Below are 24,765 nucleotides of genomic sequence, written 5' to 3'. Positions count from 1 at the left end.
TTTTTACGCTCAGATAAATGAAAAACACAACTATATTTCTTAAGGCAGGTTGTTTACTGATATTGCTGCTAACCTTCATTTCTCTTAAAGGACTGGCACAGCAGGGTACCGAACAGTCGCAGCGGCTCAAAGCAGTGGAAGAAAGGCTGAAGAACCTTGCAGTAACGGTGCCTGGGCTTAACCAGACCGTTCAGATCTCGATTTCAGGGGCTTCGGCGCAGGAGTTTTTAAGGGCACTGGCGCAGTCGAACAACCTGAACATCAATATCGATCCCGGGCTGACCTTTAAGGTCTATACCAATTTCAGGAACGAAACGGCACTGAACGTGCTATTGTTTATGGTGAAGGAATATGACCTTGACATCAACCTGATCGGTTCGATCATGTCGGTGACCAAGGCTGCGGTGGCAAGGAGGGCGGTGGTGCCCAGGGATATCCGGGTGAACTACAATTCATCGAACGAATACCTGGGCTTTGAACTCAATAATGATACCTTGGGCCAGGTGGCCAAAAAGATCAGCCAGCTTTCTCAGAAAAATGTGATAGTGCCGGTCAGCCTGATGGACATAAGGGTAAGTGGTTTTATTGCGGCGGCGCCCTTTGAGGTGGCACTGGAAAAACTGGCCTATGCCAATTCCCTCAAGATGAACCGCACCAATGACGGGGTATTTATCTTTCAGCCTTTGGGCGAGGGGGAAGAGCTTTATGTGAACGGGGATAATGCTACAGCGGTAAAAAAAATAAACAGGCCTTCCGGACAGGGAGGCGGGCAGACGCAAGGAAATTTCAACCTCAGTGCCAGAAAAGATGCACAGGGCAACCGCACAGTAAGCGTAGACGCGCTAAATACGCCGATCCTGGACCTGATTAAGTCGGCTTCTGCCGAGGCGGGTGCTAATTATTTTATCTATTCTGATATCAAGGGTACGGTGACCACCAGGCTTAGCGGTATCGGTTACGATTCTTTCCTGACCGCGCTTTTGCAGGGTACCGAATATACCTATAAAAAGGACGGTGGGGTTTACCTGATCGGGGACCGGAAACTTGAAGGGCTTAGGGCCAACCGGATTGTGCAGTTGCAACACCGCTCACTGGACACCATCCAGATGATGATCCCGGCAGAATGGAAAAAAGGGGTGGAGATCAAGGAGTTCAGGGAGCAGAATACGCTCCTGCTTTCAGGATCTTCGCCTCAGGTGAATGAGATCGAGAACTATATTAAACAGATTGACCGCGTAGTGCCGATGGTGCTGATCGAGGTAACCTTGGTGGATGTGCGCAAAGGCAAAACAGTTAAAACGGGGATTTCTGCAGGAGTATCAGACAGTGTAAGGACCGGCGGCACGATACTGCCGGGAATCGATTATACCTTTGGGGCAAATTCGATCAATAATTTTCTCTCGAAACTGGGGAAGAACGGCTCGGTGAACCTGGGCCGTGTGACCCCGAATTTTTATGTCAAGCTCAGTGCATTGGAGAACAACAGTAATGTGGACATCCGCTCGGTGCCGAAACTCTCTACGCTCAACGGCCATTCGGCAAGCCTGAGTATCGGAAGTTCGCGATATTATAGCCAAAGGACGCAGAATGTGATCCCCTCCCTCAATGCGCAGACGGTGGTGACCGAACAGTTTACAGAGGTGAATGCTAACCTGGAAATCGATATCAGACCGGTAGTGTCGGGCGATGATCAGGTGACGCTGAATATAAAAGTAAATATTTCGGACTTTATCGGCAATCCGCCGCTGAATGCGCCGCCGCCCAAATCAACGAGCAAGTTTACTTCGATGATCAGGGCGAGGAATGAAGATATGATCGTGCTGGGCGGCCTGGAAAGGACAGAAAGCAATGAAAGCGGATCAGGTATCCCTATACTTTCGCGTATCCCGGTACTGAAATGGCTCTTTAGCAGCAGGGAGAAATCCAATAACAAAGTGGTGACCCTGGTCTTTATCAAACCTACAATCCTGTACTGATCATGTTCGTGCGTTTTGACCATCTGCTCGGCATTGAGATCGTACTGCTCCAGGAGGGGCAGTATCGCTGCAGCTATGCTGTGGTGTACAGGAAGGGAAATGCCATGGAGATCCTGGAACATAAAGAGCTTGAAGGATCTTTGGTAAAAGTACTGGAATCCCTTCCCCGGAAATATCCGGTGGCATTGGCGCTGAGCGGAAAGGGGATACTGCATAAACAGGTTGAGCGTAAGGGGGATGGACAGTCTGGTCTTTTTAGGGAAGCGTTTCCCTCGGTGGAAAAAAAAGAGTTTTATGTGCAGGAATTTGTGCAGGAAAAGCAGGCCTGGATCAGTATTGTCCGGAAATCGCTGGCTGATGACCTGTCGGGTAAACTCAGGTCGGCAGGACTTAAGATTTATACCTTGAGTCTTGGTGGGCTGCCCATTGTCGGGATATGGAACCTGCTGGGGGAAACGAATGCTGGGTTTTCAGTAGATGGACATGTTTTTTCGGTGGCAGGGGATGGAAGCTTTTCGGGGTATGGTAATACAGAGTCGCGGCCAGGGAAAAGTAAGGTGGCGCTGGGCGGGAACCAAGTGGCTTCCCAGTCCGTATTGCCCTATGCGCTGGCATTCCAGCTTTTTCTGCATGACCGGGTTGAAAGGGTCAAAGCCGACAATAAGGAGGTTGATCTTGCTTTTGGTGCCTTTTTGGAAGATTCCGGCCTTAAGAAAATGGCTTCGGTATTTATTTTCGTGCTTTTAGGCCTGCTGCTCATTAGCTTTTTTACGCTCAGTCATTATAATGCGGAGAATGCAGTCTTGAATGAAAAGGCGGGCCATTTGACGGCTACAGCAGATCAGGGGGATGTACTGAAAAAAGAGATTGCGCTGCAGAAGGCCCAGCTGAAGAAAATGGGATGGAACGGTGGATACAGTTATGCCTTTCTGCTGAACGAGATCGGAAGCTCCAGGCCCAGGCTGCTGAACCTGACGCAGGTGCAGTTCGGGGAGGAAAAGAAAACGGGTTATGTGGAACAGGCGGGAAATACGATAAAGATATCGGGAGAGACCGCCAACCTGAGCGCGGTAAATAACTGGATATTTATGCTAAAGGAAAAAAAATGGGTGCGCAGTGTCAGGCTGTTGCGCTATCAGCAGGATATGGGTTCTGAGAGTTATTCCTTTAATCTTTTGATCGGATATTGATATGCTAGAGAAATTAAGTCTAAAGACAAAAAAACTGGCCTTAGGGCTTTTGATGCTGCTGGTGCTTTACCTGGCTTATCTGCTTTCCTTTAAAAAGGCCATTTCGGCAGCGGTGCTCAATGCCCAGCTGAAAGCAGTCGGAGAGAGCGGGGCAGAACCGCCATTGGCGATTGCGCAGTTGGAACGGGAGCACGGTTTTTATTTGGCTGTGCTGAAGGGCTATCAGGTACGCTCGGAAGACCGGGAAAGCAGGCTCTGGCAATCGGTATCGGGTATGGCAATCACGACTGGGACGGCTATCGGTTTTTCTCCCGAAACGGTTACCGCATTATCAGATACTGCGACTGCGGACAGTATTATGCTTTTTGATAGTTTTACTTTTTCGGGCCGGTATAATAACCTGGTAAGGTTGCTGGATACCCTTTCGAAGGCAAAGGGGATTGGCAGGATTGCGGCTGCAAAGCTTGGCCGGGAGACTGCTTCCTCGAACCGTGAGGCGAAAGAAAAACTGGTACTTAAACTGAAAATGGCTGCGATCAGGAGATGAGACCGCTTATTATATTTTAAAAATGATGCATAACCAGGCCATAAGGATTTAGCCGGATAATTATAAAAGCTTAATAATGAAGAATAAAAGATTTTTAATGTTGCTCCTGCCGCTTCTGGCGGGCTGCAGCGAATTTATAGAACCATCGATCGGATTACGGGAGATCGATCTGCTTGCTCCTGCCAATCGGCTGGAGACCAACAGCTATCAGCAGACTTTCTGGTGGAACCCGATGGCTGATGCGCTTTATTACCGGCTTCAGGTGGTTTCGCCGCGTTTTGACAGCGTGAGTAAGGTTTTGCTGGATACGCTGATCAGCAAAGATAAATTTGTGTACACCCTTGATCCCGGTAGATATGAATGGCGTGTGAGGGGAGAGAATGGCAGTAGCGCAAGCGCCTATGCGGTAAGGTCGCTGGTGATCTATCCTTCTTCTTTGAGTGACCAGGTGCTGCAGCTGAGCCTGCCTTCAAACGGCCTTTCGGTATCAAAGCCCCAGGTGCGGTATGAATGGCTGAAACTTTTTGGGGCCACAACCTATCGCTTGCAGGTGGACCGGAACAACTTTCTGGACGAAAAGAACATGGACCTGAACATTACGACTGAAAACCTGGTTTTTCTGCAGACCTTGAGTGCGGAGGGCAACTACCAGTTTAGGGTAAGGGCAGAAAATGCTACGCAGAATTCCAAATGGAGTACGATAAGAACGCTTACCTATGACGCCACCGGGCCAGAAAGTCCTGCGCTGAGTACACCCCTGAATAGGCAGCTGGTTTCAAGGCCTGTCAGACTGGTCTGGAACAAGGTATCTGATGCTGATAAGTATGAGCTATGGGTATACAAAAGTGATGGGGATACGCCGTACAATTCCAGTTATCCAAAAATCCTGACCGCAACCGAATTCAGTTTTGATGCGGGGGATCCGGGCGAGGTGGTGGCCTGGAGGGTAAGGGCATTTGATAAGGCAGGCAACGTGGGGACATACAGCGAACTGCGGACTTTTACCATTCAATAAAGGCTGATGAAAGACAAGAAAATGACCTATCTTTTGATCTGTTGCGTAGCGGTGGTATGGGGCGTGATCTTTTACCGCGTGTTTTCCGGACTGGCATCCGAAACGCCTGAGCTGCCGGTAGCCAAAACCCTTAAGGGGGCTTATTTCAAGCTGGTCGACCATGCAGGCGATACGGTACAGCTCGATCTTTCCTATAGCGATCCGTTTTCGGAAGCTTATACGGAGACATTGACGGAAATGCTTCCTGAAAGGAGCGCATTAATTTCCCGACCCCACGTAGTACCTTTAAAGCCTAAAACGGACTGGTCGGGGATCGTTTACAGCGGCCAGCTTTACAACAGTGCGCAGCGCAGGCATGTGGCGATTATCAATGTCAATGGCCGTGAGGTGATGCTCGGTGAGGGCGAGCGTGGGGAAGGACTGAAATTTATCAAACGTATAGGTGACTCCATCAAAGTGGAGTACCAGGGCGCAAGCCGGTATTTATCGATTATTAGATGAGATTTTTATATATAACTTTATTGCTGCTGCCGATGTGCAAGTTAGTGGCCAAGGCGCAGCGTATGCAGAATTATTTTGATGCGGTCAGCTATACCCATACCCTTAACTTTGAAGGCTATAAGGCGGTTTTCCGTTTGCAGTCGCCAGATAAAAGCCCTCAGGTGATCGAGATGGATCTGAAATATGCCTGGTTCAGCGGGAACCGGATCAACTGGACGCAGGGTGGCTACAGTGGTAAGCTCCTGGATGGACCTTACTCGGAGTTCTATGAGAATAAAGCGTTAAAGACGCAAGGGTACTTTGATATGGGCCTGAAAAGCGGGGAATGGAAAAGCTGGAATGAAAAGGGGGTGCCAGATTCGGTGGTGAACTATTCAAATGGAAAGCTCAGCGGACGTTTCGAACGGTATGATCAGCAGGGGCTGTTACTGGAGAAAGGGAAATACCGGAAAGGGAAGATCAACGGAAAACTGGAAAGGCGCGTTTCGGCTGACAGTGTGCTGGTGACCAGGTATAACAACGGAAAGATCAGCCCGGAAAAACCTTCAAAGATAAAGGCATGGGTGAAAAAAATATTCAGGAAAGATAAAAAAAGGACAGATGGGACAAAGGGCCGGCAGAGACCAAAAAACAAATGATTCCTGTGAAATCTGTTTCAGAGGGTTAACATTGGGTGGCTATCGGTGGAACCTATGTGTTATTGCCAAGAGCACTAAATGCCTATGCCCATGTTAAAGGCCGGAGCATTGTATTTTGCGGTGATCTCCGCTTTTCTGATCGCAGTTATCTGTGCTTCGCTGATCATGATTGCGGCCTATTATCGGGAAAGTTACCTCAGGGAACTTAGGCGGGTCAGACTGGAAAGGAACATGGATTCCTCGGTTGCCTATGTGTTAAAACATCAGGGGCCTTTGGGAATGGACAGCGTAACGTTGGATCTTTTAGGGGCGGAAACGGACAGCGTAAGCATAAGTAACCGCTATTGGGGGATATTTGAATGTCCGGTCATCAGTGCATTTGTTTCTAGAGATACCATAAAGAAAAGTTTTTTGATTGGTATGGATACGCGCATGGATACCCTTGCACTTTACCTGAGCGATGAAGACCGCCCGTTGTCGGTGAGTGGCGATACACGGGTTAAGGGAGATGCGCAAGTTCCGAAATCGGGGATGCGGAAATCTTATGTGGAGAACAGGCCTTATTCAGGGTACAAACTCGTTTACGGGAAGATATTGGAAAGCGGCCGTACACTTTCTCCCTTATCGGGCGATATGATAGAGGCGCTGGAAAAGGAACTGGACAAGGATGTTTCTGCAATGGAAGTCTTGCCCGGGCAAAATATGGATGTTTCATTTTTTGGACCAGAGAAGGTTTTTTCGGTTCCCCTGGCCGGAGAGGTTACCGGGGAGCTCTCGGGACAGGTTGTACTGTATTCGGATACCTCGGTGTTTATTACCAGGGCGGCGAAGCTGAACAATGTTGTTGTTTATGCCCATAGTATTACTGTGGAGGAAGGATTCGAAGGAAATTGCCAGCTTTTTGCCAGGGATTCCATTATTGTTGGGGACAAAGTGGTGCTTCACTATCCTTCTGTCTTGGGGTTGGTAGCCAAAGAAAAAACGGTAGACCAGGCCAGGATTTTGGTGGGGAAGGATGTAAGTATCGCTGGAATGGTGTTTAGCTATGAGCCGAAAAGATCAGCGCTGCAGACCATGATCAGCCTTTCAGAAAAGACCAGAGTAGAGGGAGAGGTCTATTCAACAGGACTGATCAAGCTGGGTAAAGAGGTGAGCGTGGAAGGCAAGACTTCCTGTAACCGCTTTATCATGCAGACACCAACGACCTTGTATGAGAATTTTTTGGTGGACGTAACGCTGAACCGCAGGGCAAGGGATCGGCATTATCTTTCTTCGCCGTTATTTGAGGCAAAGGGACAACAGAAAAGGATATTGAAATGGTTAAACTAAAGGCTAAGAAAATAGAAGCTTCCACGCTCGTCGAAGTGCTTATTGCCATGGTGGTAATCATGGTGGTATTTTCGGTGGCTATTGGTGTGTTTAGCAATGTGCTGAGCGGGGGGATTTCCCTAAAAAAAATACAGGCGCAGGCACAGATGGAAGTGCTCGTCAAACAGTTCAGGGACGAGGGGATAAAGGGCGATCAGGTAATCAAGATTGATAGCGTGGATTATGAACTGATCAGCAGTGAGAGTGATATCCAGGGCATGTCCCGGTTGGAGATCAGGGCAAGCGAGCGGGGAAGGTTCTTGGGCAGTGTAAAGTGTTTATTAGGCAGCGAAAATGGAAAAGGGGAAGATTGAGGCCTATACGCTGATGGAAATTGCGGTGGCCATGCTGCTGGCAGGACTCTGTATCAGCATCTGTTATACTGCCTATGGGCTGATCGGGAATTATTTTAGTGCCTTTGAGAAAAAGAACAATAGTGCACAGCTTGTGCTTAGCCTGCAGCGGGCATTGGACAGGGACATTGATCAGAGCCGGATTATGCTGAAGAACGGTGATGGCCTTGAAATCCATCAGGACAGTAGCCTGGTCCGCTACCGTTTCGGCAGTGGGGTAATCAGCAGGGAAGTTGAAGGGCTAAGAACAGACAGTTTTGTGCTTACGCCGACAGAAATAGGTTTCAACTTTGAAGGCCGGGAGGCTGTTGACGGGGATACGGTTGACCGGGTGGGCTTTGTCCTCAGCCTGGAAAAAGGAGGGAAGGTTCCTATGGTATTTAAAAAGGTTTACAGTGCCCAGGATTTATTCAGATAATCAGCTATGGCATCAATAGATATATCCGCGTACGGAAAAAAGAACAGACCAAAAGCAAAACCTGGTGGTAATGGACTTCTGGACCTTTTGGGAAAGGACATTTCCTTTGGTAACGGCCAGCTCAGTGATCGAAAAAAAGAAGGTTTTTATAATGAGTTGGGCACGCTGATCCGTTCGGGGATTGATCTCCGGTCAGCTTTGGAGCTTACTGCGGGGTCCTATACCAATAAAAAGGACGCAGCGCTTTTTGCTTCTGTACTGCAACTGGTGATTGGTGGAAAATCCCTTTCCGAAACCATGCAGGAAGAAAAGAAATTCAGTGCCTATGAGTTTTACAGTATCAGGATTGGGGAGGAAACCGGAAGGCTGGCTGAGGTGTTGGGTGAACTGGCGAAATATTATAGGGCCAAGATCAGCCAGCGCAGGAAGATCATTGGGGCAATCACCTATCCGCTGTTGGTCATGGTGACTTCGTTTGCTGCGGTTTTTTTTATGATCAAGTTTGTGGTGCCCATGTTTGCCGATGTTTTCAAACGTTTTGGTGGCAAACTGCCCTATCTGACCTCATTGATTGTTAGTTTTTCGGATTGGTTCGACCGATATATCTACCTGATGCTGGGCATCAGTGTACTGATGGTAATGCTGGTCGTGGTGAACAGGAAAACGCCATGGTTCAAGAAGTATAGTGCGCTGACCTTACTACGGATCCCGGTGGTGGGTGAGATCACCAGGAAGATCTACCTGGCGCAGTTTGCCAATACGATGCGGCTGTTGACCGAGACCAATACTCCATTGCTTCAGGCACTGGAACTGGTGCGGCAGATGATTACCTTTTATCCGGTGGAGCGGTCGCTCAGGCTGGCGCAGGAGGATATTCTTTTGGGTAGCAGTTTGTCTAGCGCCCTGTCCAAATATGACTTTTATCCGGCCAAGTTTATTCAGATGATCCGAATAGCGGAAGAGGTGAACAAGCTGGAGCATTTCTTTGAGCAGCTGTCCCAGCAGTATACCGAGGAAGTGGAATATAAGACCAATGCGATCAGCGGACTGCTGGAACCTTTGATCATTATCTTTTTAGGTTTGGTAGTAGGGGTAATATTGATTGCGATGTATCTGCCGATGTTCCAGATGAGCAGTACTTTTTAAAGGGGCTACAGCTTCTCAGGTATCTAAATATTCCGAGAGATATTTTTTCAAAATCAAAATATATTGACTTCTTTTCCGCAGTGCTGTTTTTGGATCATTTCATAAGCATATAAATTTTTGTTCAAAATTTGTCCGTCATATATATGCATGGATAACCCTCTTCAGATCAAAAAGAAACACCTACGTTCGTAAGTAATTAGCGTAATTACAAGATTAAAATCTAATTTGAAGCAAGCAGAACCAGTGTTATGAAGATTAAAAGATTTCTTTATTTAATAAACAGTAATGGTTAATAAAGTCTAGCTCAAGCTAAATGTTTACTGAGATAAAACTTTTAAAAAAAAATGTTAAAAAACAACTATGACGGGTTAAAATATGATCATATAATTTAGTTTCTTCTACTCAAATTTGGAATATAAATAATCCATACTAAATTACTTTCTCATGTTCGCTATAACCGATTTTCACCATTCTGCTTACCTTGCGGAAGCCGATTTCAGGATTTCAATCCAGACTTACCATACCGTATAATTTTCTTTCCATCTCATTCTTTCAAAAATGAAGTTAACTCCTTTTTTTAAGGTGGTTCCCTTTTTTGTGCTGTGTGCACTGGGAACCCTGGTATTGGCACAGCCTAAAATACCGGTTTCCCCTGAAGCTGCCGCGCTGGCCAAAATGGTCAACTATCCTGTCAATTTTAATACAGGCGTGCCTGATATTTCAGTGCCTTTGTACACGCTTCAGGCTGGCGGGCTGAGTTTGCCCATTACCCTAAGTTATCATGCCGGTGGCTTTAAAACCAACGAGCGGGCTACCCGATCGGGACTGGGCTGGTCATTAAGTGCAGATATCCAGATTACCCGTACGGTTAACGGGACCGATGATCTGGCTCCTGGTGGCTATATCTACAACGAGGATATAGGTTATTATAACCCGAGTTGCCCGGAATGCAACACTTCACCTATGAACGTGGGCAGCGCCTACCGTTTGGCAATTGGAGAAAGCGATGGGATGCCTGACAAGTTTAACTATCAGCTGCTCAACAAAAGCGGGTCATTTTATTTTATCAAAAACGAGAATGGTACCGGCTATGGTATTGTACCTGTTCCTTTTGAATACCTGAAGATCAGTTATTCGGCCGGCGAGTTTACCATTGTGGATACCGATGGCACGACTTACTATTTTGGCGGGAAAGGAGTTCTCAGTACCGATAATTATGCTCAGAAATTTACGGAACTTACAGATGCAATAAGAACAGGCTTTAAATGCAGCAGGATCGTTAATGCCAACCGTACTGAGGAGCTTAATTTTGTATACCAGGCCAAGACACCTGTGAATTATTTTGGAGGTCAGCAATCCATACAGTACACTAATAATCCCAATCCTTGCGAATTACTTGAGTCCTATTCAAGCTACGCTACGCACAGCTGGGTACAGGCACATTATCCGGGACTCAGTGATTATGATCAACTGATGAGCAATGTTCCGGGTTACGGGCTGTCCTCTCCACGTTACCTGGAAAACTTTGGTAACGGCCAACTGGTGTTCCATCTGCCTGATGTAAATGGAACTACTGCCCAGGATCACGTTTATACCAGTAATAATGGAGGGGCTGGAGTTAAGATAAATCGTGGGCTGGCCCTGACACAGATCAACTTCAGGACAGGATCGGTGGTATTGAACGGAACAGACGCGCTTAATTCCATCCAGGTTAAGAATGCCAGTGGGGAGGAGGTGAAAACGATTAATTTTTACCAAACTAAACAATACCCAACCAGTTCAAGTGTTTTTTCCAGCTATCAGGAATTTTTGAACAATGGGACAAGGTACCTGGATTCTGTTGAGTTTGTGGCAGGCGGGAAGCGTTTCGACACCTATAAGTTTCAATATATCAATAAATATTGTTTTGGTGATCATCTGCTGGGAAAAGACGTTTGGGGCTATCCCAATGTTTTCACCTCCAACTGGAGTTCTACAAACGTGATGGCGATCCGTAAGACGGATATTGTACAGCGATATTACCGGAGCTTACAGTACAGTTGTGCTGATTATGTAGATAATGTAGTGTTCAGTATTGGCAGTACTCAGGGCAACGTGGAGTCTACCGATGAGACGCCTTTGTATGCAGGGATGCTGCGGCGGGTGGTTTATCCAACCGGGGGCTATTTGGATTTTGAATACGAAGCGAATAGCACCAGGATAGCACCTGCTACTGATAATGCAGATCTGGTTGCTATGACGGGTGGCCTGCGGATCAAGACCATCAGCCAGTACGACGGGATATCTAACAAGCCTGCTTCCTATAAATATTACCGTTATGGGGAACTGGAAGAGGGCACCGGATTGCTGATCAATAACCCTTACCAGGAATATGATGCCACCAACCGGAGCTTCAAACCCTATCATTATAAACAGAAGACCGCCTATGTGGTCAATGCCAGCCAGTCTTGCGTCCAACCCGAATGCATGTCTATCCCGGGGATTGAGGACATGACTACTTATATTCCGTCATCGTCTCTGGACTATACCTATCCAAATGGTGCGCCCATCTATTATACCAAAGTAACCGAATATAACCAGGATTTTGGAAAGATGACGGGAAAAAAAGTCTACACTTTTTACCAGCCGAACGATTTTGGCGGCCTGGGTCGCTTTTTCAATGAATCCAGGATCCCGGAAACGAATATTGATGTGCTCAGGACGGATGGACTGATGGGACAGCCCTCTTCGATAGCGGATTATGCCTACAAAAATGGCAGCTTTTCCCTTGCGCATTTAAAAGCCTTTACCTACTACAAGTTTAGCCGGCCAATGCAGATCAGGGTGGCATACAGTTTCCAGAAGATAAATTTTGGGGCGCATTCATTTTTGTACCAGAATAGAAGCGGACTTTCCTTCCAGAATGGCAGCTATAGTTTACCGGATATATTTACCGCTGGCCAATACAGTTTACCGGTAGCCAAACTGCTTCCCGCTACCGAGATGGAACGCTGGTATTCCGGTGAAAATGATTATGTTCAGACCACAACTGCTTATGAATACGGGAATACCACCTATCCCCAGCCCACCAAGATCATTACCACCGGAAAGAATAATGGTACAGTATCGAAAGTGCTGAAATATGCCTATAATTTCACCGGTGATGCCGTTTGCGATACGATGAAGAACCGCAACATGATCGCCCAGCCGATTGAAGAGATCAGCTATAGCCGGAGTGACAATAATGGTACGGATGTTGAAACGGCCCGTACCAAAACAGTTTATGCCGCATTAAACCTGGGCTGGCATATCCTGCCATCCGCGGTATTAAAATCTGTCGGCGGGGCGCCACTGGAGACCGTGATGACCTTTGATCAGTATGGCAGTCATGAAAATGTATTACAACTTACCGAAAAGAACAGTGTGGTGAAGAGTTATCTCTGGGACAGCCAGGAAGTATACCCGATTGTAGAGGTAAAAGGAGCCAACTATAGCGATGCAAGTGCCGCTTCCGGATCTGCAGGTTATGCGGTAAACGCCGCCTCTGCCTCAGCCATTAAATCGCTGGGCAGCACCATCCAGTCCGCCTTACCCAATAGCATGGTGAGTACTTACGCCTATAAGCCTATGGTGGGGGTAACTGTCCTGACCGGTCCCGATGAGCGTTCCAAATATTTCAGTTATGATGATTATGGGCGGCTACTGACCATCCGTGACCACCAGCAGCATATCCTGAAAAAGCATGAATATATACTGGCAAAAACGCCGGTATTGGCGAACCATTATTTTACTTACAACAACCCAATGATGCTAACCTTTAATGCTTTCGGATCGGATAATATCCGCCGTATGGTAAGTGCCAGGCAGTCGGCGCTCAGATATACGAATCCTACCAGTTCATTAACGGCAAATGGTGGTGCTGAAAATGAGCTTAATGATGTATGGTATTCCATCGCAGGGGGAGTGGTAGATCTTTCCCGGCCCGAAGCGAACGTAAAGCTAAGGCTTAATACCTGGCCTTCGGGAGGGCCTATTCCAACGGCAGTTTACCTGGACCTTATCCGGGATGGGAATATTATGGTCAGCAAACGCATTCCCTACCGTACCCCTACATCTTCATTTGAAGAGCTTTATGTAGAGCCAGGTACCTACCAGGTATCCATCCGTTATGAAACCAATTACAATGGCAGCCTTTGCCGTTTAACCATAGGAAATAATGCAGTACGAACCGGTGATACACTGAACCTGCAGGCTGGTTCGACTTACGATTGTATTCTGTTTAGTAATTAATTTATTCAGCTAAAGACAACTCAATATGAAACAATTGTTTATCACGATATACCTGTCCACCGGTTTATTGCTTGGCAGCCTGTGGGCCAGTGCCCAGGAAAAAGATTCCCTTGGCAATGCAAAGCGCCAGCTCGACCATTACCGCAAAAGCCTGGGTCTGGATGTGGCAAAGGCTGCTCAGGTAAACAGTATACAGGATCAATATAAAAAAGAACTGAACCAGCTGATGGCGGATACCACGCTGGGCATGGCTGTACGGAAAGAAAAAATCCATGCGCTGATGAGCCGGAAAAACGGGCAGTTGAAAAAGCTGTTAAGCCTGGCCCAGCAGCAGCGGATGATCCCTCCGTCCGAGCGTTTGTTTTCTCCAATCCAAAAAGACCATTAATTCTACATCGGCATATGAAACGACTCTTAAACGGCATATTCTGCATTACCTTACTCTTGTGCCTGCTATCCGCTTCGGGACAGGCACAAACAGGGGCTACGCCCTCTTCGCCCATCAACGCAGGCAATTTTGGCCCTGGTGGCGGCAGCTTTAACGATACACGCAACAGCAGCTCTTCGGGCAATACCACCTATATCAACAGCATAGGGCAGCCCAGTCCTGAAGTGTATTACCGTTTCGTGGTCAGTGCCCCGGTAACGATTGATTTTTCCCTGTGCCAGAGTAATTTTGATACCTATATCCACATTTTGAACGCTTCAGCCAGTGAGATTACCTACCAGGATGATTCGGAAGATTGTGGTACACGGTCTCACCTGGCTTATTCCTTTACCAGCAGTGGTACCTATTACCTGGCAGTGGAAGGTTATGGGAGCAACACGGGGACCATTGTACTGTCGATGAACGTAATGGCAACGGGAGGGACCTCTCCGAATATCAGTTATCCATCTGCCAGCATTACAGCGGCAGTAGGTACGGCAGTTAGCATAGTTCCGACCAATAATGGTGGCGCGGTCCCTGCAGAGGTACAAGCCTCTACTATGTCTGGCAGCAATACTTTAAATAACCCTTTAGGTACTGCTACCGATAGCCAGGGCAATGTATATGTGGCCGATGCGGGGAACCAGCGGATCCTGAAGATCACTGCTGCAGGTGGGGTGAGTACCCTGGCCGGTAGTGGCAGTGAGGGGTCGGCAGATGGTACGGGGACCGCGGCATCTTTCAAACACCCTTCGGCACTAACCGTAGATGCTACAGGCAATGTGTATGTTTCCGATCAGCAAAACCACCGCATTCGTAAAATTACCCCGGGCGGTGTGGTGAGTACCCTGGCCGGCAGTGGTAGCGCTGGCTATGCCAACGGGAATGGTAACGCTGCCAGCTTTAGCAGCCCCATCGGGCTGGCCCTGGATGGGCAGGGGAACCTGTATGTGGCCGATTATTCCAACCACCGCATCCGCAAGATCGAACTTTCCACAGGAAATGTGAGTACCTATGCCGGAAACGGGGCAGCCGGACTGACAGACGGTTCAGCTTCGTCGGCCAGTTTCCGCAATCCTATGGGGCTTTGTGCTGATGCGCAGGGAAACCTGTATGTGGCCGACCGGCTGAACCATGCGGTAAGGAAGATTGCTACCAATGGTACGGTAAGTACGCTGGCAGGCAACGGAAGTTCAGGTTATGCCGACGGGAATGGCAATTCAGCGAGCTTTAACCAGGTAAACGGTGTTGCGCTGGCAGGGGATGGCAACCTGTACGTGGCCGACCTGCAGAACAATATGATCAGGAAGGTCAGCCTTCAGGGCGTAGTGAGCACTTTTGCGGGCAATGCAAGTGCAGGAACGGTTAATGGCCTGGGAAGTGCCATCCGTTTCAGTTCCCCTTATGGGCTCAGCGCCCGCGGCAATTCGCTGTACGTGGCCCAGACCGGTAGCTATGCGGTACGCTGGCTGCAATGGGGAAGTTATACGATTACTCCTGCACTACCGGCAGGCCTGGCTTTGAACAGCATCACCGGCGAGATCACCGGAACGCCTGCCACTTTATCGCCTGTCACCAGCTATACCGTTACCGCCGCCAATGGCAGCGGTAGCAGCAGTTTCACTTTTACACTGGCGGTAGCGGGAACTTCCAATAGCTCGAATTCCAATTACAATGCTGTGTATACTTATATCCCGCGTACTGCCCTTGATGATGAGGCCAGTCTTCCCGGATCCAGCATTGCCAACGTAAACCGTCAGGTACAGTATTTCGATGGACTGGGCAGGCTGATGCAGAACATAAACGTTGGTGCCAGTCCTACCGGAAAAGATGTGGTGCAGCCGATAGCCTATGATGAGTTTGGGCGTGAGGCGATCAAATACCTGCCTTATACCAGCAGTGCAGGGACACCTGGCGCTTACCGGAGTGATGCTTTAAAAGGCAGTTCGGGTTATGACAACAGTGCGCAGAAGAACTTCTACGCGCCATCTGCGGGAGACCATGTGGCTACAGGCTTTCCCGTTTCGATATCCAATTATGAATCCTCACCACTGTCAAGAGTTATTGAACAGGGGGCTCCCGGAGAGGTGTGGCAACCCGGGCAGGGGCATACCGTGAAGATCGAATACACCGGACACTTTTACCAGGGGCAGCAGGACGGGGATATCAGGCGCTATGAGGCCATCATCAATACGACTGCCGGACAGCAGCACCTGCGCAGCCTGACCGAAAACGGGACGTTGTCTTACAATACCTTATTCCTGACGATCACTAAAGATGAAAACTGGTCGGAAAGCGATGGCAGGGCCGGTTGCAGCTATGAATATAAGGATAAGGAAGGGCATGTGGTACTGAAGCGCAGTTTCAATAAAATGCCAGGCGGCACCCTGCAAACCCTTTCGACCTATTATGTTTATGATGACCTGGGTGACCTCTGCTTTGTGCTGCCTCCGGGTGCCAATCCCGATGGTGGTATTCCTGATGCCACGGCGCTGGACAATTTCTGTTACCAGTACCGGTACGACAGCCGGAATCGTCTGATCGAGAAAAAGCTCCCGGGTAAGAGCTGGGAGGAAATGATCTACAATCCGCTTGATCAGGTTGTTTTTACCCAGGATGCCGTGCAGCGGGCCGGGGCGATCAGGAGCTTTGTGAAGTATGATGCCATGGGACGAACAGTGATGACGGGTATAGAGATTGGCCATCATGGAAGCCGTGCCGAAGTGCAGGGTACCGTGAATACCCTTGTTCCATACTGGGAAACCCGCGACAATACCGCGACAAATTACCATGGCTATAATAATCTGAGCTGTCCATCGTACGTTCCCAACCTAAGGCCTTATGTGGTTAATTATTATGACAATTATAACATTCCGGGCCTTCCTGACAACCAGAGCAGCAGTTACAGCAATAAAACAAGAGGGCTGCTCACCGCAGCCAAGACGCTGGTATTGGGCACTACCGACACCTATTTATGGACGGTGAACTATTATGATGAGGATGGACGGATAGCAAGAAGCTGGCAGCAGCATTACAAGGGCGGTGTGGTATCGGCCAGCAGTTATGACCAGAATACCTTTGAATATAACTTTGCGGGGGAAATCGTCAGCAGTACGAGGAAGCACTATGTTGCAGGGACACAAAAGCTTTATGTGTACAATGAGTATGGCTATGACCACACCGGGAGGAAGATTTCTGCCAAACAGCGTACCGGCGACAATGATGCCACGACTAACCCTTTGGTCTACCTTTCGAAGGATAGTTATAATGAAATCGGGCAGCAGCTGGCCAAAGGCCTGCACAGTACGGATGAGGGGGCAAGTTTTGCCCAGACGGTAAAGTACCGGTACAATCCGCGTGGATGGCTAAGCGTGCAGGCGGCACCACTGTTTACCCAGGAGCTGAAGTATGAGCTGGATTCTACCGGGCTGGTGCCACAGTACAACGGGAACATCAGCCAGCAGAAATGGGGCACTAATACAGTGGTCAACAAGCAGTATACTTATACTTACGACCGGATGAACAGGCTACTCAGCGCACAGAGCCATGATGGTAATGATGAAAGCATTACCTACAGCGAGATGGGGAACATCACCAGTCTCCAGCGAAAATCACTCGCGGCTACTGTGGACCAGCTGACTTACAGTTATACGGGCAATAGGCTGAACAGTGTTGCAGATGCGAATGCCAATACCTCAGGTTCGTTTCAGCTTACGGGAACTACCAGTTATGGATACGATGCCAATGGCAATATGAACTCCCGTACAAATGCCACCAATGCGGCCAACAACCTATCCAATATGGACTACAACCACCTGAACCTGCCAACCAATATCAATGCAAACGGTGCAGTGATCACCTATATCTATGATGCAAACGGAACTAAATTAAAAAAACTGGTTACCGGAAATGCCAATGTAAATAATGAGTATATTAGCGGTATCCAGTATGAAGATGGTGACCTGAAGTATGTGGCGACGGAGACCGGCAGGGTGAGGCGGATTAGTGCGACGAGCTATAGTTACGAACATACGCTGACAGACCATCTTGGTAATGGAAGGGTGTACTTTGATATCAGTGGAGGTGTGGCAAGAAAGATCCAGGAGACGGATTATTATGCTTTTGGACTGGACATCCAGCGGAATGTGGTAGGTGTTGAGAACAAATTCCAGTACAATGGCAAGGAGAAACAGGACCAGGAGAAGATGTACGATTACGGCGCAAGGTTCTACGACCCGGTGATTGGAAGGTGGAATGTGGTGGATGCATTAGCCAATAAAGATGTACAAATCAATAAATCACCATATGCCTATGCTTGGAACAATCCCATAAATCTGATTGATCCTGACGGCAACTGCCCAGATCACCCATGCGATGGAAGCTGTGGAATGTCGATGTCTAGGGAAATAGGTTTCATTGGGTTTGATATCACAAAAGGATTTAAGGAGTTACCTCAAAAGTTATTGAGTTTTACCGACATTAACGATGCTACTGTAATAGCAACAACTATAACTAGAGGTTCAGGCGCAATAAATATTGATGAAACTCCTGCTACCACGGTAGATAAAGTCAGTTCGGTTTTGGGAGCTGTGATACCTTTTGTTGCGGGTAGTGCTTTAAAAAAAGGTGCAGTGTATTTGGGAGAAAGACTTTTTGGATCATATGGCACATTAAGAGGAACAGTAAAGGATGCACATCATATAATACAAGATGCAGCTGTGAGAGATCTTCCAGGCTATAAGACAGTTGATGGGCCTGCCATTCATTTGGAGGGGCCATCAACAACAGCAGGAACACCACATAATCTTGCAACGGTTACCCAGAGAGAACGACGCGCACTAGGGGACGGAGGAAATTTTAAATCAGAGATGAATATTGGTTATCGAGCATTACGTGCTGCTGGATTATCTCCGGCAGATGCCAAAGAAGCTATAAGACGGTCGAATTCCTATTTCAATAGCATAAATGTAACACCAAATACTACTACTAGGTTTCCATATACTAGAAAATAACATGAAAGATAGCTTTATTATAGACAAACTAAAATATATCGTTTCCTTGTTGGTCGCAGGTGAATTAGATCTTTTGTGGTCGAATGATCTTGAGCAGAGGATAACTGTTGAAGAAATGAGACAAGCGTTAAGCGGCTATGGAAGGATGACTATGCCACCAAATAATTCGTTTGAAGAAATCAGTATTTATCCGACAGATGATCCTAAAGAGGTTAGTGTAGATTTTTATTTATGGTTTGATGGAATGAAAAGTGACTTAACATTGAAATGTACTATTAATAATTCAAATGCAAAAAAGTATAGTATAGACGACATTAGGATGTTATAAGAATCCCAAAGCTGGCGCACGCGTGTCGCGTGTGAGAAATAATGGAATTACAGCAAGCCCAGCAGTAAAACTGCTGGGCTTTGTTATGTGCGCCCGGCATGTGCGCAAACTCTCCAGCAACCGTTCTTCCTGAGGGAAGGTTTCGTTGTCCGAATTGAAGATGTCATCTTAATCTGTCCTTAATAATCCTTGTAAGGAGCGTTCCACCGGAGAGCATAAGCATAAAGCCAATGCTCAGTATGGCTACATAGATGATGGCCTGTATAAAGACATCCATCTTTGGAATCAAAGCCAGTGCAGAGCAGAAGAAAAGCAATAATCCCGTGATCAGGTAGGCCATTGCTGTCCTGTAATCCATCTTTTTATCCTTCCGTCCCTTTGCACCAAGAAGGGAAATGGCTAAGAAAGCAAGTGCCAGTAGTTTGGAGTTATGGAAGTTTTCAAAGAGACCGGTATCTCTTATGTTGCCAGGTAACCTGTCTGTAAAAGAAGTCGTAAACTGCCATTTCTCGAATGCCTTGTATAAATAATAATAGCACTTACCGAGACCAATACTCCATTGCTTCAGGCACTGGAACTGGTGCGGCAGATGATTACCTTTTATCCGGTGGAGCGGTCGCTCAGGCTGGCGCAGGAGGATATTCTTTTGGGTAGCAGTTTGTCTAGCGCCCTGTCCAAATATGACTTTTATCCGGCCAAGTTTATTCAGATGATCCGAATAGCGGAAGAGGTGAACAAGCTGGAGCATTTCTTTGAGCAGCTGTCCCAGCAGTATACCGAGGAAGTGGAATATAAGACCAATGCGATCAGCGGACTGCTGGAACCTTTGATCATTATCTTTTTAGGTTTGGTAGTAGGGGTAATATTGATTGCGATGTATCTGCCGATGTTCCAGATGAGCAGTACTTTTTAAAGGGGCTACAGCTTCTCAGGTATCTAAATATTCCGAGAGATATTTTTTCAAAATCAAAATATATTGACTTCTTTTCCGCAGTGCTGTTTTTGGATCATTTCATAAGCATATAAATTTTTGTTCAAAATTTGTCCGTCATATATATGCATGGATAACCCTCTTCAGATCAAAAAGAAACACCTACGTTCGTAAGTAATTAGCGTAATTACAAGATTAAAATCTAATTTGAAGCAAGCAGAACCAGTGTTATGAAGATTAAAAGATTTCTTTATTTAATAAACAGTAATGGTTAATAAAGTCTAGCTCAAGCTAAATGTTTACTGAGATAAAACTTTTAAAAAAAAATGTTAAAAAACAACTATGACGGGTTAAAATATGATCATATAATTTAGTTTCTTCTACTCAAATTTGGAATATAAATAATCCATACTAAATTACTTTCTCATGTTCGCTATAACCGATTTTCACCATTCTGCTTACCTTGCGGAAGCCGATTTCAGGATTTCAATCCAGACTTACCATACCGTATAATTTTCTTTCCATCTCATTCTTTCAAAAATGAAGTTAACTCCTTTTTTTAAGGTGGTTCCCTTTTTTGTGCTGTGTGCACTGGGAACCCTGGTATTGGCACAGCCTAAAATACCGGTTTCCCCTGAAGCTGCCGCGCTGGCCAAAATGGTCAACTATCCTGTCAATTTTAATACAGGCGTGCCTGATATTTCAGTGCCTTTGTACACGCTTCAGGCTGGCGGGCTGAGTTTGCCCATTACCCTAAGTTATCATGCCGGTGGCTTTAAAACCAACGAGCGGGCTACCCGATCGGGACTGGGCTGGTCATTAAGTGCAGATATCCAGATTACCCGTACGGTTAACGGGACCGATGATCTGGCTCCTGGTGGCTATATCTACAACGAGGATATAGGTTATTATAACCCGAGTTGCCCGGAATGCAACACTTCACCTATGAACGTGGGCAGCGCCTACCGTTTGGCAATTGGAGAAAGCGATGGGATGCCTGACAAGTTTAACTATCAGCTGCTCAACAAAAGCGGGTCATTTTATTTTATCAAAAACGAGAATGGTACCGGCTATGGTATTGTACCTGTTCCTTTTGAATACCTGAAGATCAGTTATTCGGCCGGCGAGTTTACCATTGTGGATACCGATGGCACGACTTACTATTTTGGCGGGAAAGGAGTTCTCAGTACCGATAATTATGCTCAGAAATTTACGGAACTTACAGATGCAATAAGAACAGGCTTTAAATGCAGCAGGATCGTTAATGCCAACCGTACTGAGGAGCTTAATTTTGTATACCAGGCCAAGACACCTGTGAATTATTTTGGAGGTCAGCAATCCATACAGTACACTAATAATCCCAATCCTTGCGAATTACTTGAGTCCTATTCAAGCTACGCTACGCACAGCTGGGTACAGGCACATTATCCGGGACTCAGTGATTATGATCAACTGATGAGCAATGTTCCGGGTTACGGGCTGTCCTCTCCACGTTACCTGGAAAACTTTGGTAACGGCCAACTGGTGTTCCATCTGCCTGATGTAAATGGAACTACTGCCCAGGATCACGTTTATACCAGTAATAATGGAGGGGCTGGAGTTAAGATAAATCGTGGGCTGGCCCTGACACAGATCAACTTCAGGACAGGATCGGTGGTATTGAACGGAACAGACGCGCTTAATTCCATCCAGGTTAAGAATGCCAGTGGGGAGGAGGTGAAAACGATTAATTTTTACCAAACTAAACAATACCCAACCAGTTCAAGTGTTTTTTCCAGCTATCAGGAATTTTTGAACAATGGGACAAGGTACCTGGATTCTGTTGAGTTTGTGGCAGGCGGGAAGCGTTTCGACACCTATAAGTTTCAATATATCAATAAATATTGTTTTGGTGATCATCTGCTGGGAAAAGACGTTTGGGGCTATCCCAATGTTTTCACCTCCAACTGGAGTTCTACAAACGTGATGGCGATCCGTAAGACGGATATTGTACAGCGATATTACCGGAGCTTACAGTACAGTTGTGCTGATTATGTAGATAATGTAGTGTTCAGTATTGGCAGTACTCAGGGCAACGTGGAGTCTACCGATGAGACGCCTTTGTATGCAGGGATGCTGCGGCGGGTGGTTTATCCAACCGGGGGCTATTTGGATTTTGAATACGAAGCGAATAGCACCAGGATAGCACCTGCTACTGATAATGCAGATCTGGTTGCTATGACGGGTGGCCTGCGGATCAAGACCATCAGCCAGTACGACGGGATATCTAACAAGCCTGCTTCCTATAAATATTACCGTTATGGGGAACTGGAAGAGGGCACCGGATTGCTGATCAATAACCCTTACCAGGAATATGATGCCACCAACCGGAGCTTCAAACCCTATCATTATAAACAGAAGACCGCCTATGTGGTCAATGCCAGCCAGTCTTGCGTCCAACCCGAATGCATGTCTATCCCGGGGATTGAGGACATGACTACTTATATTCCGTCATCGTCTCTGGACTATACCTATCCAAATGGTGCGCCCATCTATTATACCAAAGTAACCGAATATAACCAGGATTTTGGAAAGATGACGGGAAAAAAAGTCTACACTTTTTACCAGCCGAACGATTTTGGCGGCCTGGGTCGCTTTTTCAATGAATCCAGGATCCCGGAAACGAATATTGATGTGCTCAGGACGGATGGACTGATGGGACAGCCCTCTTCGATAGCGGATTATGCCTACAAAAATGGCAGCTTTTCCCTTGCGCATTTAAAAGCCTTTACCTACTACAAGTTTAGCCGGCCAATGCAGATCAGGGTGGCATACAGTTTCCAGAAGATAAATTTTGGGGCGCATTCATTTTTGTACCAGAATAGAAGCGGACTTTCCTTCCAGAATGGCAGCTATAGTTTACCGGATATATTTACCGCTGGCCAATACAGTTTACCGGTAGCCAAACTGCTTCCCGCTACCGAGATGGAACGCTGGTATTCCGGTGAAAATGATTATGTTCAGACCACAACTGCTTATGAATACGGGAATACCACCTATCCCCAGCCCACCAAGATCATTACCACCGGAAAGAATAATGGTACAGTATCGAAAGTGCTGAAATATGCCTATAATTTCACCGGTGATGCCGTTTGCGATACGATGAAGAACCGCAACATGATCGCCCAGCCGATTGAAGAGATCAGCTATAGCCGGAGTGACAATAATGGTACGGATGTTGAAACGGCCCGTACCAAAACAGTTTATGCCGCATTAAACCTGGGCTGGCATATCCTGCCATCCGCGGTATTAAAATCTGTCGGCGGGGCGCCACTGGAGACCGTGATGACCTTTGATCAGTATGGCAGTCATGAAAATGTATTACAACTTACCGAAAAGAACAGTGTGGTGAAGAGTTATCTCTGGGACAGCCAGGAAGTATACCCGATTGTAGAGGTAAAAGGAGCCAACTATAGCGATGCAAGTGCCGCTTCCGGATCTGCAGGTTATGCGGTAAACGCCGCCTCTGCCTCAGCCATTAAATCGCTGGGCAGCACCATCCAGTCCGCCTTACCCAATAGCATGGTGAGTACTTACGCCTATAAGCCTATGGTGGGGGTAACTGTCCTGACCGGTCCCGATGAGCGTTCCAAATATTTCAGTTATGATGATTATGGGCGGCTACTGACCATCCGTGACCACCAGCAGCATATCCTGAAAAAGCATGAATATATACTGGCAAAAACGCCGGTATTGGCGAACCATTATTTTACTTACAACAACCCAATGATGCTAACCTTTAATGCTTTCGGATCGGATAATATCCGCCGTATGGTAAGTGCCAGGCAGTCGGCGCTCAGATATACGAATCCTACCAGTTCATTAACGGCAAATGGTGGTGCTGAAAATGAGCTTAATGATGTATGGTATTCCATCGCAGGGGGAGTGGTAGATCTTTCCCGGCCCGAAGCGAACGTAAAGCTAAGGCTTAATACCTGGCCTTCGGGAGGGCCTATTCCAACGGCAGTTTACCTGGACCTTATCCGGGATGGGAATATTATGGTCAGCAAACGCATTCCCTACCGTACCCCTACATCTTCATTTGAAGAGCTTTATGTAGAGCCAGGTACCTACCAGGTATCCATCCGTTATGAAACCAATTACAATGGCAGCCTTTGCCGTTTAACCATAGGAAATAATGCAGTACGAACCGGTGATACACTGAACCTGCAGGCTGGTTCGACTTACGATTGTATTCTGTTTAGTAATTAATTTATTCAGCTAAAGACAACTCAATATGAAACAATTGTTTATCACGATATACCTGTCCACCGGTTTATTGCTTGGCAGCCTGTGGGCCAGTGCCCAGGAAAAAGATTCCCTTGGCAATGCAAAGCGCCAGCTCGACCATTACCGCAAAAGCCTGGGTCTGGATGTGGCAAAGGCTGCTCAGGTAAACAGTATACAGGATCAATATAAAAAAGAACTGAACCAGCTGATGGCGGATACCACGCTGGGCATGGCTGTACGGAAAGAAAAAATCCATGCGCTGATGAGCCGGAAAAACGGGCAGTTGAAAAAGCTGTTAAGCCTGGCCCAGCAGCAGCGGATGATCCCTCCGTCCGAGCGTTTGTTTTCTCCAATCCAAAAAGACCATTAATTCTACA

18 protein-coding genes are annotated in these 24,765 nt (G+C 47.0%); 17 read left to right on the top strand and 1 reads right to left on the bottom strand.

All coding sequences use genetic code 11. The features are described 5' to 3' along the window. The first annotated feature begins 17 nt into the window (after window positions 1-17). The 14 genes from FFJ24_RS10370 to FFJ24_RS10305 all read left to right on the top strand — a co-directional run bounded on the left by FFJ24_RS10370 (window position 18) and on the right by FFJ24_RS10305 (window position 19,188). Complete coding sequence (locus FFJ24_RS10370; protein ID WP_138821432.1) at window positions 18-1,976, top strand: type II secretion system protein GspD; 1,959 nt, start codon at window positions 18-20, stop codon at window positions 1,974-1,976. A 2-nt stretch (window positions 1,977-1,978) separates the two neighbouring features. Then, a complete protein-coding gene (locus FFJ24_RS10365; RefSeq protein WP_138821431.1) occupies window positions 1,979-3,166 on the top strand; it encodes a hypothetical protein in 1,188 nt (395 codons plus the stop codon). A gap of 1 nt (window position 3,167) precedes the next feature. Then, window positions 3,168-3,713, top strand: a complete 546-nt coding sequence (locus FFJ24_RS10360; protein WP_138821430.1) for a hypothetical protein — start codon at window positions 3,168-3,170, stop codon at window positions 3,711-3,713. A gap of 76 nt (window positions 3,714-3,789) precedes the next feature. Beyond that, window positions 3,790-4,728: a fibronectin type III domain-containing protein gene (locus FFJ24_RS10355; RefSeq protein WP_138821429.1), complete on the top strand. Its 939-nt coding sequence runs from the start codon at window positions 3,790-3,792 to the stop codon at window positions 4,726-4,728. 6 nt (window positions 4,729-4,734) lie between these two features. After that, a complete protein-coding gene (locus tag FFJ24_RS10350) occupies window positions 4,735-5,229 on the top strand; it encodes a hypothetical protein (RefSeq protein WP_138821428.1) in 495 nt (164 codons plus the stop codon). Beyond that, entirely contained in the window at window positions 5,226-5,867 is a 642-nt protein-coding gene (locus FFJ24_RS10345) for a toxin-antitoxin system YwqK family antitoxin (protein ID WP_138821427.1), read from the top strand. Before FFJ24_RS10350 ends, FFJ24_RS10345 begins: the two co-directional genes overlap by 4 nt. 90 nt (window positions 5,868-5,957) lie before the next feature. After that, entirely contained in the window at window positions 5,958-7,196 is a 1,239-nt protein-coding gene (locus tag FFJ24_RS10340; RefSeq protein ID WP_168202446.1) for a hypothetical protein, read from the top strand. Beyond that, window positions 7,184-7,549: a type II secretion system protein gene (locus FFJ24_RS10335; RefSeq protein ID WP_138821425.1), complete on the top strand. Its 366-nt coding sequence runs from the start codon at window positions 7,184-7,186 to the stop codon at window positions 7,547-7,549. The genes FFJ24_RS10340 and FFJ24_RS10335 overlap by 13 nt, the downstream gene beginning before the upstream one ends. Continuing rightward, window positions 7,530-8,006 (top strand): hypothetical protein, encoded by a 477-nt coding sequence (locus FFJ24_RS10330; RefSeq protein ID WP_138821424.1) that lies wholly within the window; start codon window positions 7,530-7,532, stop codon window positions 8,004-8,006. The genes FFJ24_RS10335 and FFJ24_RS10330 overlap by 20 nt, the downstream gene beginning before the upstream one ends. 6 nt (window positions 8,007-8,012) lie before the next feature. Next, on the top strand, window positions 8,013-9,152 hold the full coding sequence (locus FFJ24_RS10325; protein ID WP_138821423.1) for a type II secretion system F family protein: 1,140 nt from the start codon (window positions 8,013-8,015) through the stop codon (window positions 9,150-9,152). A gap of 558 nt (window positions 9,153-9,710) precedes the next feature. Beyond that, a complete protein-coding gene (locus tag FFJ24_RS10320; protein WP_138821418.1) occupies window positions 9,711-13,421 on the top strand; it encodes a hypothetical protein in 3,711 nt (1,236 codons plus the stop codon). 25 nt (window positions 13,422-13,446) lie between these two features. Beyond that, window positions 13,447-13,809, top strand: coding sequence for a hypothetical protein (locus FFJ24_RS10315; RefSeq protein ID WP_138821417.1), 363 nt, complete (start codon window positions 13,447-13,449; stop codon window positions 13,807-13,809). Between the two features lie 14 nt (window positions 13,810-13,823). After that, window positions 13,824-18,860, top strand: a complete 5,037-nt coding sequence (locus FFJ24_RS10310; protein WP_138821422.1) for a DUF6443 domain-containing protein — start codon at window positions 13,824-13,826, stop codon at window positions 18,858-18,860. A gap of 1 nt (window position 18,861) precedes the next feature. Further along, the gene (locus tag FFJ24_RS10305; protein ID WP_138821421.1) at window positions 18,862-19,188 is read left to right on the top strand and encodes a hypothetical protein; all 327 of its coding nucleotides are present in this window, start codon (window positions 18,862-18,864) and stop codon (window positions 19,186-19,188) included. Window positions 19,189-19,351: 163 nt separating this feature from the next. On the opposite strand, the gene FFJ24_RS26475 is transcribed toward FFJ24_RS10305, so the two are convergent. After that, complete coding sequence (locus tag FFJ24_RS26475; protein WP_246862808.1) at window positions 19,352-19,741, bottom strand: YWFCY domain-containing protein; 390 nt, start codon at window positions 19,739-19,741, stop codon at window positions 19,352-19,354. Between FFJ24_RS26475 and FFJ24_RS10295 the strand changes: the two genes are divergently transcribed. From FFJ24_RS10295 to FFJ24_RS10285, 3 genes are all read left to right on the top strand, one after another. Further along, on the top strand, window positions 19,715-20,101 hold the full coding sequence (locus FFJ24_RS10295) for a type II secretion system F family protein (protein WP_138821419.1): 387 nt from the start codon (window positions 19,715-19,717) through the stop codon (window positions 20,099-20,101). The genes FFJ24_RS26475 and FFJ24_RS10295 overlap by 27 nt on opposite strands. 558 nt (window positions 20,102-20,659) lie before the next feature. Further along, window positions 20,660-24,370: a hypothetical protein gene (locus tag FFJ24_RS10290; RefSeq protein WP_138821418.1), complete on the top strand. Its 3,711-nt coding sequence runs from the start codon at window positions 20,660-20,662 to the stop codon at window positions 24,368-24,370. Between the two features lie 25 nt (window positions 24,371-24,395). Next, on the top strand, window positions 24,396-24,758 hold the full coding sequence (locus FFJ24_RS10285; protein ID WP_138821417.1) for a hypothetical protein: 363 nt from the start codon (window positions 24,396-24,398) through the stop codon (window positions 24,756-24,758). Window positions 24,759-24,765 lie beyond the last annotated feature (7 nt).

The organism is Pedobacter sp. KBS0701 (assembly GCF_005938645.2).
GTDB lineage: Bacteria > Bacteroidota > Bacteroidia > Sphingobacteriales > Sphingobacteriaceae > Pedobacter.
This window is presented reverse-complemented; position numbering and strand designations above follow the sequence as displayed.